The organism is Enterococcus malodoratus, assembly GCF_027659535.1.
Classification (GTDB): domain Bacteria; phylum Bacillota; class Bacilli; order Lactobacillales; family Enterococcaceae; genus Enterococcus_A; species Enterococcus_A malodoratus.
In genome coordinates this window covers 274,710-290,157 of record NZ_JAQDPG010000006.1, presented here as the reverse complement: position 1 = coordinate 290,157, position 15,448 = coordinate 274,710, and the positions used below count along the sequence as shown (strand labels likewise).

10 protein-coding genes are annotated in these 15,448 nt (G+C 40.3%); 6 read left to right on the top strand and 4 right to left on the bottom strand.

Annotation, left to right across the window (positions count from 1 at the left end):
* Window positions 1-176 precede the first annotated feature (176 nt).
* The 5 genes from PGP85_RS12150 to gor all read left to right on the top strand — a co-directional run bounded on the left by PGP85_RS12150 (window position 177) and on the right by gor (window position 7,203).
* Window positions 177-644, top strand: coding sequence for a CtsR family transcriptional regulator (locus PGP85_RS12150; protein WP_269208789.1), 468 nt, complete (start codon window positions 177-179; stop codon window positions 642-644).
* A gap of 5 nt (window positions 645-649) precedes the next feature.
* Window positions 650-3,148, top strand: a complete 2,499-nt coding sequence (locus PGP85_RS12145; RefSeq protein WP_010741397.1) for an ATP-dependent Clp protease ATP-binding subunit — start codon at window positions 650-652, stop codon at window positions 3,146-3,148.
* Window positions 3,149-3,396: 248 nt separating this feature from the next.
* Entirely contained in the window at window positions 3,397-4,311 is a 915-nt protein-coding gene (locus tag PGP85_RS12140; protein ID WP_010741396.1) for a peptidase U32 family protein, read from the top strand.
* Between the two features lie 10 nt (window positions 4,312-4,321).
* Window positions 4,322-5,563 carry a peptidase U32 family protein gene (locus PGP85_RS12135; RefSeq protein WP_010741395.1) on the top strand — a complete coding sequence of 414 codons (1,242 nt, stop codon included), beginning with the start codon at window positions 4,322-4,324 and terminating at the stop codon, window positions 5,561-5,563.
* A 290-nt stretch (window positions 5,564-5,853) separates the two neighbouring features.
* Window positions 5,854-7,203 carry a glutathione-disulfide reductase gene (gene gor, locus PGP85_RS12130; RefSeq protein ID WP_010741394.1) on the top strand — a complete coding sequence of 450 codons (1,350 nt, stop codon included), beginning with the start codon at window positions 5,854-5,856 and terminating at the stop codon, window positions 7,201-7,203.
* Window positions 7,204-7,247: 44 nt separating this feature from the next.
* On the opposite strand, the gene PGP85_RS12125 is transcribed toward gor, so the two are convergent.
* The 4 genes from PGP85_RS12125 to PGP85_RS12110 form a co-directional block, all read right to left on the bottom strand.
* Window positions 7,248-8,201, bottom strand: a complete 954-nt coding sequence (locus PGP85_RS12125) for a biotin--[acetyl-CoA-carboxylase] ligase (protein ID WP_010741393.1) — start codon at window positions 8,199-8,201, stop codon at window positions 7,248-7,250.
* A 168-nt stretch (window positions 8,202-8,369) separates the two neighbouring features.
* Window positions 8,370-9,173, bottom strand: coding sequence for an ABC transporter ATP-binding protein (locus tag PGP85_RS12120; RefSeq protein WP_270327715.1), 804 nt, complete (start codon window positions 9,171-9,173; stop codon window positions 8,370-8,372).
* The gene (locus PGP85_RS12115; protein WP_270327713.1) at window positions 9,148-10,071 is read right to left on the bottom strand and encodes an ABC transporter permease; all 924 of its coding nucleotides are present in this window, start codon (window positions 10,069-10,071) and stop codon (window positions 9,148-9,150) included. Before PGP85_RS12115 ends, PGP85_RS12120 begins: the two co-directional genes overlap by 26 nt.
* 43 nt (window positions 10,072-10,114) lie before the next feature.
* Window positions 10,115-11,080 (bottom strand): ABC transporter substrate-binding protein, encoded by a 966-nt coding sequence (locus tag PGP85_RS12110; protein ID WP_010741390.1) that lies wholly within the window; start codon window positions 11,078-11,080, stop codon window positions 10,115-10,117.
* Between the two features lie 697 nt (window positions 11,081-11,777).
* On the opposite strand from PGP85_RS12110, the gene rpoB reads away from it, so the two are divergent.
* The gene (gene rpoB, locus PGP85_RS12105; RefSeq protein WP_270327711.1) at window positions 11,778-15,404 is read left to right on the top strand and encodes a DNA-directed RNA polymerase subunit beta; all 3,627 of its coding nucleotides are present in this window, start codon (window positions 11,778-11,780) and stop codon (window positions 15,402-15,404) included.
* The last annotated feature ends 44 nt before the right edge of the window (window positions 15,405-15,448 follow it).

Genomic DNA, 15,448 nt, shown 5'->3' with positions numbered 1-15,448 from the left:
TTGGTAGAGTACTTGGTTTGGGACCAAGGTGTCGCAGGTTCGAATCCTGTCTTCCCGATTAAAAAGAAGGTGAAAACCTTCTTTTTTTTTATCTTAATTTAAAGAAAGGCTTTCTTCTTTATTTCACGCTCTAAATTCGCTATAATTATGGTCAGGAATAGTCAATAGGAGGAGATATTATGAGTAGAAATACCTCTGATTTGATCGAATCTTACTTGAAGGATATTTTAGAGAATAGTGAAATAATCGAAATTCGAAGAGCTGAGATGGCACAGTTATTTAACTGTGTGCCTTCACAAATAAATTATGTGATTAATACGCGTTTTACTTTTCAACGAGGTTATTTGGTCGAGAGTAAACGAGGTGGCGGCGGCTATATTCGAATTAGTAAAGTTAAGATTTCTGATCAGCATTACTTTTTGGAACAATTAATGGACTCTTTTGGCAGCGAAATATCGGAAGCAAATGCTTTTGGGATAATTCAGAAATTATTTGAAGAGGAAATTATTACAGAAAATGAAGGTAATTTAATGTTAAGTGCGGTATCAAAAAATGTTCTTGGTATCAGTCAAATTGAAAATAGACTACGTGCGAGAATTCTTCATGGGTTCTTGGAACGTCTAAGTTATGAGAAAAAGGAGTGAGGGATATGGATCAGCTTTACACAGAACGTGCAAAGGCAGTATTAGCTATTGCGCAACAAGAGGCTAAGTATTTTAAACATCGCTCGGTTGGTTCTGAGCATCTATTGTTAGCGTTAGTAATTGAACAGCAAGGGATTGCGGGTAAGACACTACGTCAGATGAATTCAAGTGAAAATGATATTCGTGAAGAGATTGAACATATGACTGGTTACGGCTCAGTGAAATCTTATCCTGAAGGCGGCTATCTTCCCTATTCTCCAAGAGCAAAACAAATCTTGATTTTTGCGGATGATGAAGCGAAACGTTTTAATGCAAAATTAGTTGGAACGGAACATATCTTATTAGGTTTGTTACGCGACGATGAAATCTTGGCTTCGCACATTTTAGTGAATTTAGGTTTAAGTCTGCCTAAGATGCGCCAACTTTTATTGAAGAAAATGGGCGTAAACGAGACATCAAATGCAAGCCAAGGAACGGGCAGTCGTCGAAAAGCTCCTGCAAAGGCAGTTCAAAGCAATTCACAAGGAACGCCGACTTTGGATGGTCTAGCTCGTGACCTAACGAAATTAGCTCGAGAAAAAAGGTTAGATCCTGTAGTGGGTCGAGATAGTGAGGTTCGGCGCGTTGTTCAAATTTTGAGTCGTCGGACAAAAAATAATCCGGTGCTGGTTGGAGAACCAGGTGTTGGTAAAACAGCTATAGTTGAAGGTTTGGCGCAACGGATCATTTCTGGTGATGTACCAACTGACATGCGTGGAAAACGTCTGATGATGTTGGATATGGGAGCACTAGTTGCTGGTACAAAATATCGCGGTGAATTTGAAGATCGCTTGAAAAAAGTGATCGATGAAATTTATCATGATGGTCAAATTATCTTATTTATTGATGAGTTGCACACTCTGATTGGAGCTGGTGGGGCTGAAGGTGCGATTGATGCCTCGAATATTTTAAAACCTGCATTGGCTCGTGGCGAGCTACAAACAATTGGCGCGACAACGTTAGATGAATATCAAAAGTATATTGAAAAAGATTCTGCTCTAGAACGTCGTTTTGCTCGGGTGCAAGTAGAAGAACCAACACCTGAAGAAGCGGAAGAAATCTTGAAAGGTTTGCGCCCACGTTATGAAGAACATCATGGTGTAGAAATTACCGATGAAGCTTTGCATGCTGCAGTCTCATTATCCGTTCGTTACATTAATTCTAGACAATTACCCGATAAAGCGATTGACCTGATGGATGAGTCTTCCGCTAAAGTACGTTTGGATTCGACTGATGAAGTTTCTGAGTTATCAGAATTAGAAGATGAGGTACAGGAATTAGTAGCTGATAAAGAAAAGGCTATTCAAAATCAAGATTTTGAATCGGCAGCACGTTTTCGTTTACGTGAAAAACAGTTATCTGAAACGCTAGAACAAGCAAAAGTTAAAGCTGCTAAGCAAGAAAATGGCTATATTGATCAAGTAACTGATGAAGATGTAGCATCTGTTGTCTCTCAATGGACTGGAGTTCCTTTGCAACAATTAGAGAAAAAGGAAAGTCAACGTTTATTGGATTTGGAAAAAGTATTGCATAAACGAGTAGTCGGACAAGAAGAAGCGGTCACAGCAATTTCTCGAGCAATTCGTCGAGCTCGCAGCGGATTGAAAGATCCAAATCGCCCAATTGGCTCATTTATGTTCTTGGGCCCAACAGGTGTCGGAAAAACGGAGTTGGCTAAAGCTTTAGCTGAAGCAATGTTTGGTAGCGAAGAGGCTTTGATCCGAGTAGATATGTCTGAATACATGGAAAAATATAGTACCAGCCGTTTAATCGGTTCTCCTCCAGGCTATGTCGGTTACGAAGAAGGCGGACAGTTGACGGAAAAAATTCGTCAAAAACCTTACTCAGTAATTCTATTGGACGAAGTGGAGAAAGCTCATCCGGATGTTTTCAATATTTTACTTCAAGTGTTAGATGATGGTCATTTGACAGACTCTAAAGGTCGAAAAGTGGATTTTCGTAATACCATCTTGATTATGACTTCAAATATTGGAGCAACTGAGATTCGCGAAGAAAAAAATGTTGGATTTAATGTAAAAGATATTACGAAAGATCATGCGGCCATGGAAAAACGAATTCTTGAAGAATTGAAAAAAGCTTTCCGACCAGAATTTATTAACCGTATTGATGAAACGGTGGTATTCAAGTCATTGGATCAAGAGCAGATTCACGAGATCGTAAAAATTATGAGTCGTTCTGTTCTAGATCGTATGAAAGAGCATGAGATCAAAGTGAGAATTACCGCAGCGGCATATGATGTAATCGGGAAAGTTGGTTTCGATCCAGAATATGGTGCAAGACCAATTCGTCGAGCACTACAAAAAGAAATTGAAGATCGACTAGCTGAAGCGCTGTTGTCTGGTCAGATCCAACTGGGAGATGCAGTAACAATTGGGGCCAGCAAAGGTAAGATCACATTAACTGTGAAGAATACTAAAGAAGAAAAAATACCAGAAAAGGTTTAATGAATCAGAGGATGGCACGCTTATGTCATCCTCTTTTTTATGTATACTCGGTTGGAATCTTTTAGAAGCTTATGATAGTATGGGAAAGTCTAAAACGATGCTAACCTAAGTTTGTTAGTTTCATTTTTACAATAGATGAAGAAGTAAACTTACTTTGGTGTTGGAAATTTTTATTTATCTGATCTACATCGAGAGTTTATTTTTTTGACTGAATGAGTTCTTATCATCATGAACTAGGGGGACATACTATGATCGAATTAATCACGACGGCAGAGTCAATGGGGCAGGCCGAAGAGTTACTAGCTGCTGGCGTAGATACTTTATACATAGGGGAAGAGGATTTTGGGTTGCGATTGCCGTACTCTTTCTCGCGTGAGGAACAAAGAGCGCTAATTAAATTGGCACATGATCAAGGGAAAAAAGTGAATGTCGCAATCAATGGAATTATGCATCCGGATAAGATGAAAAAAATTCCAGAATACTTGGCTTTTTTAGCGGAAGTTAAACCAGATCATGTAGTTGTCGGTGATACTGGTGTAATTTATTTATTGCAAGAATATGATTTGCCGTACATTTATGATGCGGAAACCTTAGTGACCAATGCACGACAAATTAATTTTTGGCAAAAGAAAGGCGCGGTTGGCGCAGTCTTAGCTCGTGAAGTTCCCTTTGAGGAAATGCAGCGTTTGAGAGAGCACGTCGATGTACCAGTGGAAGTATTAGTATACGGTGCAACATGTATCCATCAATCAAAAAGGCCGTTGTTAGATAATTATTTCAATTATACAAAGCAAACGGAAAATACTTCAAAAGAGCGTGGTCTTTTTATTTCTGAACCGAAAAAAGCAGAAACTCATTATTCGATTTATGAAGATCAACATGGAACTCATATCTTTGCTGATAATGATTTAAATTTGATTAGTGAAGTAGCTGAATTGAATCAAACGGGGTATCAAACATGGAAATTAGATGGTTTGTTTACGCCAGGTGCGAATTTTGTAGCCATTGCAAAAATCTTTGTATCAGCAAAAGCTGCGCTAGAAACGAATTCTTGGGATGAAGCGACGGCGGTTGATGCGCAAAAAGAAATAAAAAAATACCATCCTGCTGGTCGAGGAATGGACACCGGTTTTTACCATTTAGACCCAACAGCGATTAAATAGGAGCAGCAACATGACAGAAAGAAAATTAAAACGGCCAGAGGTTTTAGCACCAGCCGGGACACTGGAAAAATTAAAAACCGCGATTCATTACGGTGCGGATGCAGTATATATTGGTGGGGATGCTTATGGACTACGTTCCAGAGCTGGAAATTTTTCATTTGAAGAGATGGAAGAAGGTGTAGCTTTTGCCAACGAATACGGTGCGAAAGTTTATGTAGCTGCCAATATGGTGACACATGAGGGCAATGAAAAGGGTGCGGGAGATTTTTTTAAGAAATTAAGAGATATCGGAATCTCCGCAGTGATCATTTCTGACCCAGCATTGATTGAGATTTGCGCGACAGAGGCACCAGGATTGGAAATCCACTTATCTACACAAGCCTCAGCAACAAATGCGGAGACATTGAAATTTTGGCAAAATGAGGGTTTGGAACGGGTTGTTCTAGCTCGTGAAGTTTCAATGGAAGAATTAGCGGAAATTCGCCGCAATACAGATATTCAAATTGAAGCGTTCATTCATGGTGCGATGTGTATTTCTTATTCAGGTCGTTGTACTTTATCGAATCACATGTCAATGCGGGATGCAAACCGTGGTGGGTGTTCACAATCATGTCGCTGGAAGTATGAATTGTTCGATATGCCGTTTGCGCAAGAACATCGTTCAATGACCGAAAATGGAGATGTGACGGAAGAATTTTCTATGAGCGCTGTGGACATGTCTATGATTGAACACATTCCAGATTTGATTGAGAATGGTGTCGACAGCTTGAAGATCGAAGGACGGATGAAATCCATTCATTATGTTTCGACCGTATCAAATGTCTATAAGGCTGCGGTTGACAGCTATATTGCTGATCCAGAAAATTATGTCTGCAAACAAGAGTGGATTGACGAGTTATGGAAAGTCGCGCAACGAGAATTAGCGACCGGCTTTTATTATCATGTACCGACAGAAAATGAACAATTATTTGGACCGCGCCGAAAAATTCCTGTCTATAAATTTATCGGGGAAGTTTTAAGTTATGACGAAGCTAGCGGAATCGCGACCGTTCGTCAGCGGAACCATTTTTCAATCGGCGATGAGATTGAATTTTATGGACCTAATTTCCATCATTTTGACCAAACGATTACTGAGATGAAAAATGATGAAGGTGAATCAATTGACCGCGCGCCGAATCCAATGATGGTTTTAACGATGCCGGTTGCTCAACCCGTTCAACCTGGAGATATGATTCGAAAGAAAAAAGACTGAGAATTTCTTAGTCTTTTTTTGCCCGATATTCATTATGCCTAAGGTTGAGTCCGCGAGTGTAACGATTCGTTTAATACGGCCGATGGAAGAAAACTTTAGAATAATGATGGGTGAAGAGAATCCAAATATACTTAATTTTGAACTGGCAGGGCAAAAAGTGATTCTTTTTTGCCGGAATGTATTAGAATAAAAGTATTGAGATTGAGAATTTTAGTGTTACTTGCGGATTTAATAGGATGATATGCGTAGTTAAAATAGATACTCATTAGTAAGAACTAGGAGGCAGATGAATGAAAGAATTTGATTACATCGTCGTTGGCGGAGGAAGTGGCGGGATCGCTTCAGCTAATCGCGCCGGTATGCACGGAGCAAAGGTTTTATTAATTGAGGGAAATAAAATCGGTGGAACGTGTGTGAATGTTGGCTGTGTTCCCAAAAAGGTAATGTGGCAAGCTAGCAGTATGCTAGAGATGATTGAACGAGATGCACCGAGTTATGGCGTTCAAGCAAATATTGAAAAGTTTGATTTTAAAGAACTAGTTGCACGACGTGAAAAATATATTGATTTTTTACATGGTGCATATTATCGAGGACTTGAGAGTAATAATGTAGAACGTATCGAAGGTTATGCGACATTTAAGTCAGATCATGTTGTTAGTGTGAACAGTGAAGAATATACTGCACCAAATATTTTGATCGCAACGGGAGGTCGTCCGAGTCAGATGACGATTCCTGGTGGTGAGTTCGCTATTGATTCTAACGGGTTTTTTGAATTAACCGAACAGCCGAAAGAAGTAGTTGTTCTTGGCGCAGGGTATATTGCAGCAGAATTGAGCGGCGTCTTGCAGGGGATGGGAACTCAGGTTCATTGGGCTTTTCGCCATGGACGTCCACTACGGACTTTCGATCATATGTTGGCGGACAATTTAGTGGAGATCTATCGTGAAAATAAGATGAAGCTTTACGATCATCATGTAGCGAAAGAGATCAAACATAATACAGACGGAACATATACGGTCTATTTTGAAAATGGGAATACTTTAACAGGAGATAAAATCTTATTCGCTGGCGGACGAGTACCGAATACCGATAAATTAGGCTTGGAAAATACTGCGGTGACCTTAAACGAAAAGGGATTTGTGATTGTAGATAAATTCCAAAATACTACAAGTGACGGTATTTATGCGGTAGGTGATGTAATCGGCAAAATTGATTTGACTCCTGTAGCCATTGCGGCGGGGCGCCATTTGTCAGAACGCATTTTTAATGGCAAGTCAGAAGAATTTTTAGATTATGAAAATGTACCTACAGTAATCTTTACGCATCCAACCATCGCGACGATCGGTTTATCTGAAGAAACTGCGATTGAACGTTATGGAAAAGATCAAATCAAAATCTATCATTCTCGTTTCACACCGATGTATTTTGCGTTAAGCGACTATCGTCAAAAATGTGATATGAAATTGATTTGTCTAGGGGAAGAAGAAAAAATTATTGGGTTACACGCTATTGGTGTTGGTGTTGACGAAATGTTGCAGGGATTTGCAGTAGCAATTAAAATGGGTGCAACTAAAAAAGACTTCGATGATACTGTTGCAATCCACCCAACTGGCAGCGAGGAATTTGTAACAATGCGATAGTAATAAAAAAAGATGTGCCGCATTTGGCACATCTTTTTTTATGTTTATTGAATTGAACTTAAACTGATTTCCCCTGAAGAGAGAGTGACCTTTTCGCTGCCTAAATCGACCACTAACTCACCTGTTTCAGTGATGGCGATGGCTGTTCCAAGATAGGATTGGTTTTTACGTGTGAACGTAATTTTCTTGCCTAAAACGAATGATTTCTTTCGATAGGTATCAAGAAAGGTTCGTTGATCGGCTAATAAAGCAAAGAAGCGATTCCAAATATTGCTGATCAATTGGTTTCGTGTAGTTGTCGCTGCACGATCAGAGAATAACGAAGTCGCCTTTTCTTGTAATTCGGCAGGATAGTTTTCTTGTGGAATGGAGAAGTTAATTCCCATACCGATGATGATATAGTTTAATGAATTGGATTCGACGTCGGTCATTGCTTCTGACAAAATACCAGCTACTTTTTTCTGATTCAAGTAAATATCATTGACCCATTTAATCTGACTATCCACACCCAATAATTCATCGATTGCTTCTGCGACGGCGACAGCCATCAAAATTGTATATTGCGGTAATTCTTGTAACTGTTCTTTAGGTTCCAGTAACAAACTCATATAGATGCCTTGTTGTTTTGCGGCAAAAAATGGTCGATTGAAACGACCTCGTGGTGCTTCTTGCATGTCAGCCACAATCAATAGCGGTGTTTTTTTGCCTTCTAATACAGCAAGCTGGGCATCTTTCATAGTTGAAGCAGATGTTTCTAATACGGTTACATCAATGGGATGCTGGATATGTTCCTGAATTTCTTTCTCATCTAAAATATCAGAAGGACGGTAGCGATAGCCATTCGCTAAATGTTGGATCTGATAGCCTTTTTTTTCTAATTCTTTGATCGCTTTCCAGATAGCGGTACGAGACACCCCTAACTCTTGGGCTAAGGCTTCTCCGGATAGAATGTTTTCGGTTGCTTTTAAGTGTGCCAAAACTTTTTCTTTTGTAGCCAAAGAAAGGCCTCCTTGATTTTTAGGATATCTAGCTTCATGAAGGAACAATTATGTTCCTGTTACTTATAATTTAGTTGAGTCGATATCTTATTTTTTCTTTTTCAGTGTAACAAAAAAACAGGCTACATAAAAGTAGCCTGCGAGAAGGAAGGTGATTAACACTTAAAATCAGCTTAGTAACAAGGCATCGTCTTTGAGTTCGACACCCGAGTTTTGATGAAAAAGTTCCATCAATTTTGGTACCGTCAAATTTTTCTTTTCTGCTTGATTAAGATCTAATGCAATTTGTCCCTGGTGCAACATAATGATGCGATTGCCGTAACGAATGGCATCTTCCATATTATGTGTGACCATGAATGCTGTCAGTTCTTGTTCGCGGATCAAGCGTTCGGTCAACTCCATAACAGTTAGCGAAGTCTTCGGATCGAGTGCTGCTGTATGTTCATCAAGTAAAATTAGATCTGGGCGCTGCAATGTCGCCATTAGTAATGTGATCGCTTGACGTTGTCCACCAGAAAGCAAACCAATTTCCGCATCTAATCGATTTTCCAAATTCAGATTCAGCATTGCTAATTGTTCTTGGAAGAAACTACGATCTTTACTTTTTACACCTAGGGAGAAACCACGCTTGTGTCCACGCTTCATCGCTAGTGCCAAATTTTCTTCTACAGATAAACGGACAGCGGTCCCCATCTTAGGATCTTGGAAGACACGGCCGATTTTTTTTGAACGACGTGTAACAGATTGTTTTGTAATGTCTTCTTCATTCAAAAACATTTTACCTTCTTCGATCGGCAAAGTACCGGCGACACTATTCAATAAGGTCGATTTACCTGCACCATTTCCACCGATGATTGTAACAAATTCTCCTGGGGCAAGACTTAGGTTGATTCCGCGCAATACATGATTTTCATTAACTGTTCCGCGCTCAAAATATTGATGAAGATTATTGATTCTTAAGACTGGTTTCATCTGTATCTGCCCCTTTCTTTTTTGTTTTTAAGGTGAATTTTGAACGAATTTGCGGTAAGGATAAACAAATAACTAAGACAATTGCTGAAGCCAACTTAGAATCGGTCGGCTCGACGTTCATTTCGAATACTAAGGCCAGAATGAAGCGGTAAATAATTGCTCCAGCGACAATCGTAATCAAACGGATAAGGATCGGCTTATTATGAAGCAGAACTTCTGCGATGATAATCGAGGCCAACCCAATAACAATCGTCCCCACACCTGCGTTCAAATCGGCAAAGCCGTTATTTTGTGCTAATAGAGCGCCTGAAAGTGCGATGCTGCCATTCGAGATCATATAACCTACTAATTTCATATTTTCTGTTTTGATCCCATTTGCCTCACTCATATCTGGGTTGTCACCGGTTGCTCGAACGGCTAATCCGATCTCAGTTCTGAAAAATAGAACTAGCAGTAAGATAACCAGCAGGACAATCAATAGACCAACTAGAATAACGGCATTATTCTTAGTTAATCCCATGTCTTGTGCAGCTGTGAAAATAGTGCTTTCTCCTAGTAAAGCAATATTAGGTGCCCCCATTACCCGAGAAGTAATGGAGTATAGACCGGTCATGGTAATGATCCCAGCAAGCAGTGCAGGAATTTTAAATTTTGTATTCAGGATACCGGTAACGAGACCAGCTAACATTCCCCCGCCAAAGGCTAACAAAGTCGCGAGGACTGGATGTATACCATTAACGATGCCAATCGCCGCGATCCCGCCGCCCAAAGGAAAGCTTCCCTCGGCGGTCAGATCGGCAATATCTAAAATTCGAAAAGTCATGTAAACTCCAATGGCCAATAATGACCAGAGCATACCTTGTGACGTCGCTGATAATAACAGAGTGATAACATTCATGATTCTTCCTTCTTTCTCTGTGGTGCTGTTCTAAATAATTTCTTTATTTTGGTTCTTTAATACTATCTGGATCAATTCCTAAGGCCTCCGCCATATCTTTATTAACAACTAATTTTAGTGTGTCAGCTGATTCAACAGGTGTATCTTCAGGTTTTGCATCACCATCCAAAATTTTGGCAGCCATTTTACCTGTTTGTTTACCAAGTGATTTGTAGTCGATCCCCACAGTTGCCAATCCACCACCATCGATTTGTTCTGTTGAACCTGCGACCAATGGGATTTTCTTTTCTTTTACTACATCGCCGATTACGGCTGCTGCACTGGCGAAAGTATTATCTGTCGGTACGTAGATTCCGTCCGTTTCATTAGCTAGTGATTCTGTGACTTGTTGAACATCGTTCGTTGTGTTAGCAGTTTTCGTTTTAACTTCAACACCGGCTTTTTTCAACGCCTTTTCAGCAAGATCGGCTTGGATTTTTGAGTTGGCTTCACCGGCGTTATACATGATTCCGATTGATTTAGCATCAGGAACGATCGATAATAATAGATCGATTTGTTTATCAATCGGAACCATATCGGTTGTCCCTGTGACATTTCCACCAGGTTTTTTGTCGCTTTTAACTAATTTTGCTTCTTCTAAATCAGTAACGGCAGTAACCGTGATAGGTATTTCAGTCGTTACATTTAATAAAGATTGAGCGGCTGGGGTAGCAACTCCTAGCAATAGATCAGGCTCATCCTTCACTAGTTTTTCACTCATACTTTTAAGATTATCTTGATTGTTTTGCGCATTTTGATAGTCGATTTTCAGGTTATCGTCTTCTTTATAGCCACCCTCCGCTAAACCTTCTTTGAAACCTTCATAAGCATTATCCAAAGAGGGATGTTCAACTAACTGTAGGACACCTACTTTTTTTGTGTCATCGCTGCTGTCAGCTTCTTTGCTGCCGCAAGCACCTAACATCAATAAACTTACCAAACCAATTCCTGCTAATACTGTTTTTTTCATAATTTTCTCTCCCTTTTTCATAAAAAAATCACCCGCTTAGAATTGACGAAACTCTAAGTGGGTGATACGAATACAAAAATAGTATGATTCTTCAGCCACTTAGATTTCTCTATGCGGCCGTTGGTACGTCGAAATGCTCTAGCCATCATAGATACAAAAAACACTTAAGTTGTTTGTATCCATCGTGATGAATACAAACCTATCTAAAATAGCTAAAGTAATAGCGGTTATTCAGTTGTGAGTTTTGTTTGTTCAGCATGAGAACAACCTCCAACTTGTTAAGATGTAGATTAGTATACGTTAAGAAAAATGAGATGTCAATAATAAAACGAAGAATATTCTGAATATTCAAAAATGTAAAAAGAATTGACTCAATTGATTCTTACTGAAAGTTTTAAGAAAAGTTTGCGGAGTGCGGGTTCAAGCAAGAAGACTATTGACTTTTATATGATCGTCGTGTATCATAATAAGTTGCTAAAACTATCTGAACTGATAAAAGGCAGGAACGAAATATTGTCCGTTCCGGCTTTTAAATAGGGAAACAAAAGTAGAAGCTCGCGAATATTTTCAAGAGAACGTTCTATTTTTGGTTTTTTTTTGCCTAAAAGCCGCAAAAAATGTCGGGTGTTACAGTAATTTAATCTCTGTAATATAAATGTAATTTATCTTCGGATCGGTTTTCAAACTTTTAAGAGGGGTGAAGAACTTGGCTGGACACGTAGTGAAATACGGAAAACACCGAGAACGTAGAAGCTTCGCACAAATCAGTGAAGTGTTGGAATTACCGAATTTGATCGAAATTCAAACAGATTCTTATCAATGGTTCTTAGATGAGGGCTTACGAGAAATGTTTGAAGACATTTTGCCAATTGAAGATTTTAATGGAAACTTGTCACTTGAATTTGTTGACTATGAATTGAAAGAACCTAAATACACGGTAGCAGAGGCTCGTTCACACGATGCAAACTATTCTGCACCATTACATGTTGTATTACGTCTAGTAAATCGCGAAACCGGCGAAATCAAATCCCAAGAAGTATTCTTTGGTGATTTCCCATTAATGACAGAACAAGGAACGTTCATCATTAACGGAGCTGAACGGGTTATCGTTTCCCAATTAGTTCGCTCTCCAGGCGTCTATTTCCACGGAAAAGTGGATAAAAATGGAAAAGAAGGATTTGGCTCAACAGTCATCCCTAACCGTGGCGCATGGTTAGAAATGGAAACAGATGCGAAAGACATTTCTTATGTACGTATCGACCGTACACGTAAAATTCCTTTGACCACGTTAGTTCGTGCATTAGGTTTTGGCTCTGATGATACGATTTTTGAAATCTTTGGAGAAAGCGAATCATTACGCAACACGATCGAGAAAGACTTGCACAAAAACCCAAGTGACTCTCGTACTGAAGAAGGTTTGAAAGATGTATACGAACGTTTACGTCCCGGCGAACCAAAAACGGCAGACAGCTCTCGTAGTTTATTAACCGCCCGTTTCTTCGATCCAAAACGTTACGACTTAGCAAATGTTGGTCGTTACAAAGTAAATAAAAAATTGGACCTTAAAACACGTCTATTGAACTTGACCTTAGCTGAAACGTTGGTTGATCCTGAAACAGGCGAAATCATCGTCGAAAAAGGAACCGTTCTTACTCATCAAGTGATGGAAGAGACACTTGGCTCTCACTTGGAAAATGGGTTGAACTCGGTCACTTACTACCCATCTGAAGATGCTGTTGTGACGGATCCGATGACGGTTCAAGTAATTAAAGTATTTTCACCAAAAGATCCAGAACGTGAAGTAACTGTAATCGGGAATGCTTATCCTGATTCTTCTGTACGGACAGTTCGACCAGGCGATATTATTGCCTCAATGAGCTACTTCTTGAACTTGATGGAAGGTATCGGCAATGTCGATGACATCGACCATTTAGGAAATCGCCGTATCCGTTCAGTCGGTGAATTATTACAAAATCAATTCCGTATCGGGTTAGCTCGTATGGAACGTGTTGTTCGCGAACGTATGTCAATTCAAGACCAAGAAACATTGACGCCGCAACAATTGATCAACATTCGTCCAGTTGTTGCCAGTATCAAAGAATTCTTCGGTTCTTCTCAGTTGTCACAGTTCATGGACCAAACCAACCCACTAGGGGAATTGACGCACAAACGTCGTCTATCTGCCTTAGGACCTGGTGGTTTGACTCGTGACCGTGCCGGTTATGAAGTTCGAGACGTTCACTATTCTCACTATGGCCGTATGTGTCCGATTGAAACACCCGAAGGTCCCAATATCGGGCTGATCAACAGTTTGGCTTCTTATGCGAAAGTCAATAAGTTTGGCTTCATTGAAACACCTTACCGCCGGGTTGATCGTTCAACTGGCCGTGTAACAGATAAAATTGATTACTTAACAGCAGATATTGAAGACCATTATGTTGTTGCCCAAGCGAACAGTAAGTTAAATGATGACGGAACATTCGTTGAAGAAGTCGTTATGGCTCGTGCCACTTCTGAAAACTTGGAAGTAACGATCGATAAAGTTGATTACATGGACGTATCACCTAAGCAAGTAGTTGCAGTTGCGACAGCTTGTATTCCTTTCTTGGAAAATGATGACTCCAACCGTGCCTTGATGGGTGCCAACATGCAGCGTCAAGCAGTACCGTTGATTCAACCACGTTCTCCATGGGTTGGTACTGGTATGGAATACAAAGCAGCGCATGACTCAGGTGCCGCTTTGCTATGTAAAAACGAAGGTGTTGTTGAATTCGTTGATGCTCACGAAGTACGTGTACGTCGCGACAATGGCGCATTAGATAAATACGATATCACTAAGTTCCGCCGTTCAAACTCAGGAACAAGCTACAATCAACGTCCATTAGTTGGATTAGGTGAAAAAGTAGATGTTGGCGATATCTTAGCTGACGGACCTTCAATGGAAAACGGCGAATTGGCTTTAGGTCAAAACGTTGTCGTAGCCTTCATGACTTGGGAAGGGTATAACTATGAAGATGCCATCATCATGAGCCGTCGCTTGGTGAAAGATGATGTCTACACTTCGATTCATATTGAAGAATACGAATCAGAAGCACGTGATACGAAATTAGGACCTGAAGAAATCACTCGCGAGATCCCTAACGTTGGGGAAGACGCATTGAAGAACTTAGACGAAATGGGAATTATCCGCATTGGTGCCGAAGTTCATGACGGGGATTTATTAGTTGGTAAAGTCACTCCTAAAGGGGTAACTGAACTATCTGCTGAAGAACGCTTGTTACACGCAATCTTCGGAGAAAAAGCCCGCGAAGTTCGCGATACGTCTTTACGTGTTCCTCACGGTGGCGGCGGAATCGTTCATGATGTGAAGATCTTTACTCGTGAAGCAGGCGACGAATTATCTCCAGGTGTGAATATGTTAGTGCGCGTATATATCGTGCAAAAACGTAAGATCCATGAAGGAGATAAAATGGCCGGCCGTCACGGAAACAAAGGGGTCGTTTCTCGGATCATGCCGGAAGAAGATATGCCATTCTTACCAGACGGCACACCAGTTGATATCATGTTGAATCCACTAGGGGTACCATCTCGGATGAACATTGGGCAAGTATTGGAATTACACTTAGGTATGGCAGCTCGTCAACTAGGTATCCATGTTGCAACACCAGTTTTTGATGGCGCGCAAGATAGCGATGTTTGGGAAACTGTTCGTGAAGCTCGTATGGCGGCAGACGCTAAGACTGTTCTTTACGACGGACGTACAGGGGAACCATTTGATAATCGTATTTCTGTTGGTGTTATGTACATGATTAAATTGGCCCACATGGTCGATGATAAATTGCATGCTCGTTCAATCGGACCTTACTCTCTTGTTACGCAGCAACCATTGGGTGGTAAAGCTCAATTTGGTGGACAACGTTTCGGAGAAATGGAAGTTTGGGCACTAGAAGCGTATGGTGCAGCTTATACTTTACAAGAAATCTTGACTTACAAATCAGATGATGTGGTTGGTCGTGTGAAAACTTACGAAGCCATCGTCAAAGGTGAACCTATTCCAAAACCAGGTGTGCCTGAGTCTTTCCGCGTATTAGTGAAAGAATTACAAGCTCTTGGTTTAGATATGCAAGTCTTAGATATTAATGACAAAGAAATCGAGTTGCGAGACATGGACGATGACGATGATGACTTGATCACAGTTGACGCTTTGACGAAATATGCAGAACAACAACAATCTGCAAAACAAGTTGAAGAACAAGCAGTTGCTGAAAAAGCTGAGCAAAAATCTGATTTAATCCAAGAAATCGAAACTGCCGAAGACTTATAAGAGTCACACTTGCCATATGTAAGTCAGCTAACTCCTAGCTGACT

What these genes read in the sequence shown, in the direction of transcription:
- PGP85_RS12140 (WP_010741396.1), top strand. Translation starts at nt 3,397, where the DNA reads ATGATCGAATTAATCACGACGGCAGAGTCAATGGGGCAGGCCGAAGAG.
- PGP85_RS12145 (WP_010741397.1), top strand. Translation starts at nt 650, where the DNA reads ATGGATCAGCTTTACACAGAACGTGCAAAGGCAGTATTAGCTATTGCG.
- PGP85_RS12135 (WP_010741395.1), top strand. Translation starts at nt 4,322, where the DNA reads ATGACAGAAAGAAAATTAAAACGGCCAGAGGTTTTAGCACCAGCCGGG.
- PGP85_RS12115 (WP_270327713.1), bottom strand. Translation starts at nt 10,071, where the DNA reads ATGAATGTTATCACTCTGTTATTATCAGCGACGTCACAAGGTATGCTC.
- gor (WP_010741394.1), top strand. Translation starts at nt 5,854, where the DNA reads ATGAAAGAATTTGATTACATCGTCGTTGGCGGAGGAAGTGGCGGGATC.
- PGP85_RS12110 (WP_010741390.1), bottom strand. Translation starts at nt 11,080, where the DNA reads ATGAAAAAAACAGTATTAGCAGGAATTGGTTTGGTAAGTTTATTGATG.
- PGP85_RS12120 (WP_270327715.1), bottom strand. Translation starts at nt 9,173, where the DNA reads ATGAAACCAGTCTTAAGAATCAATAATCTTCATCAATATTTTGAGCGC.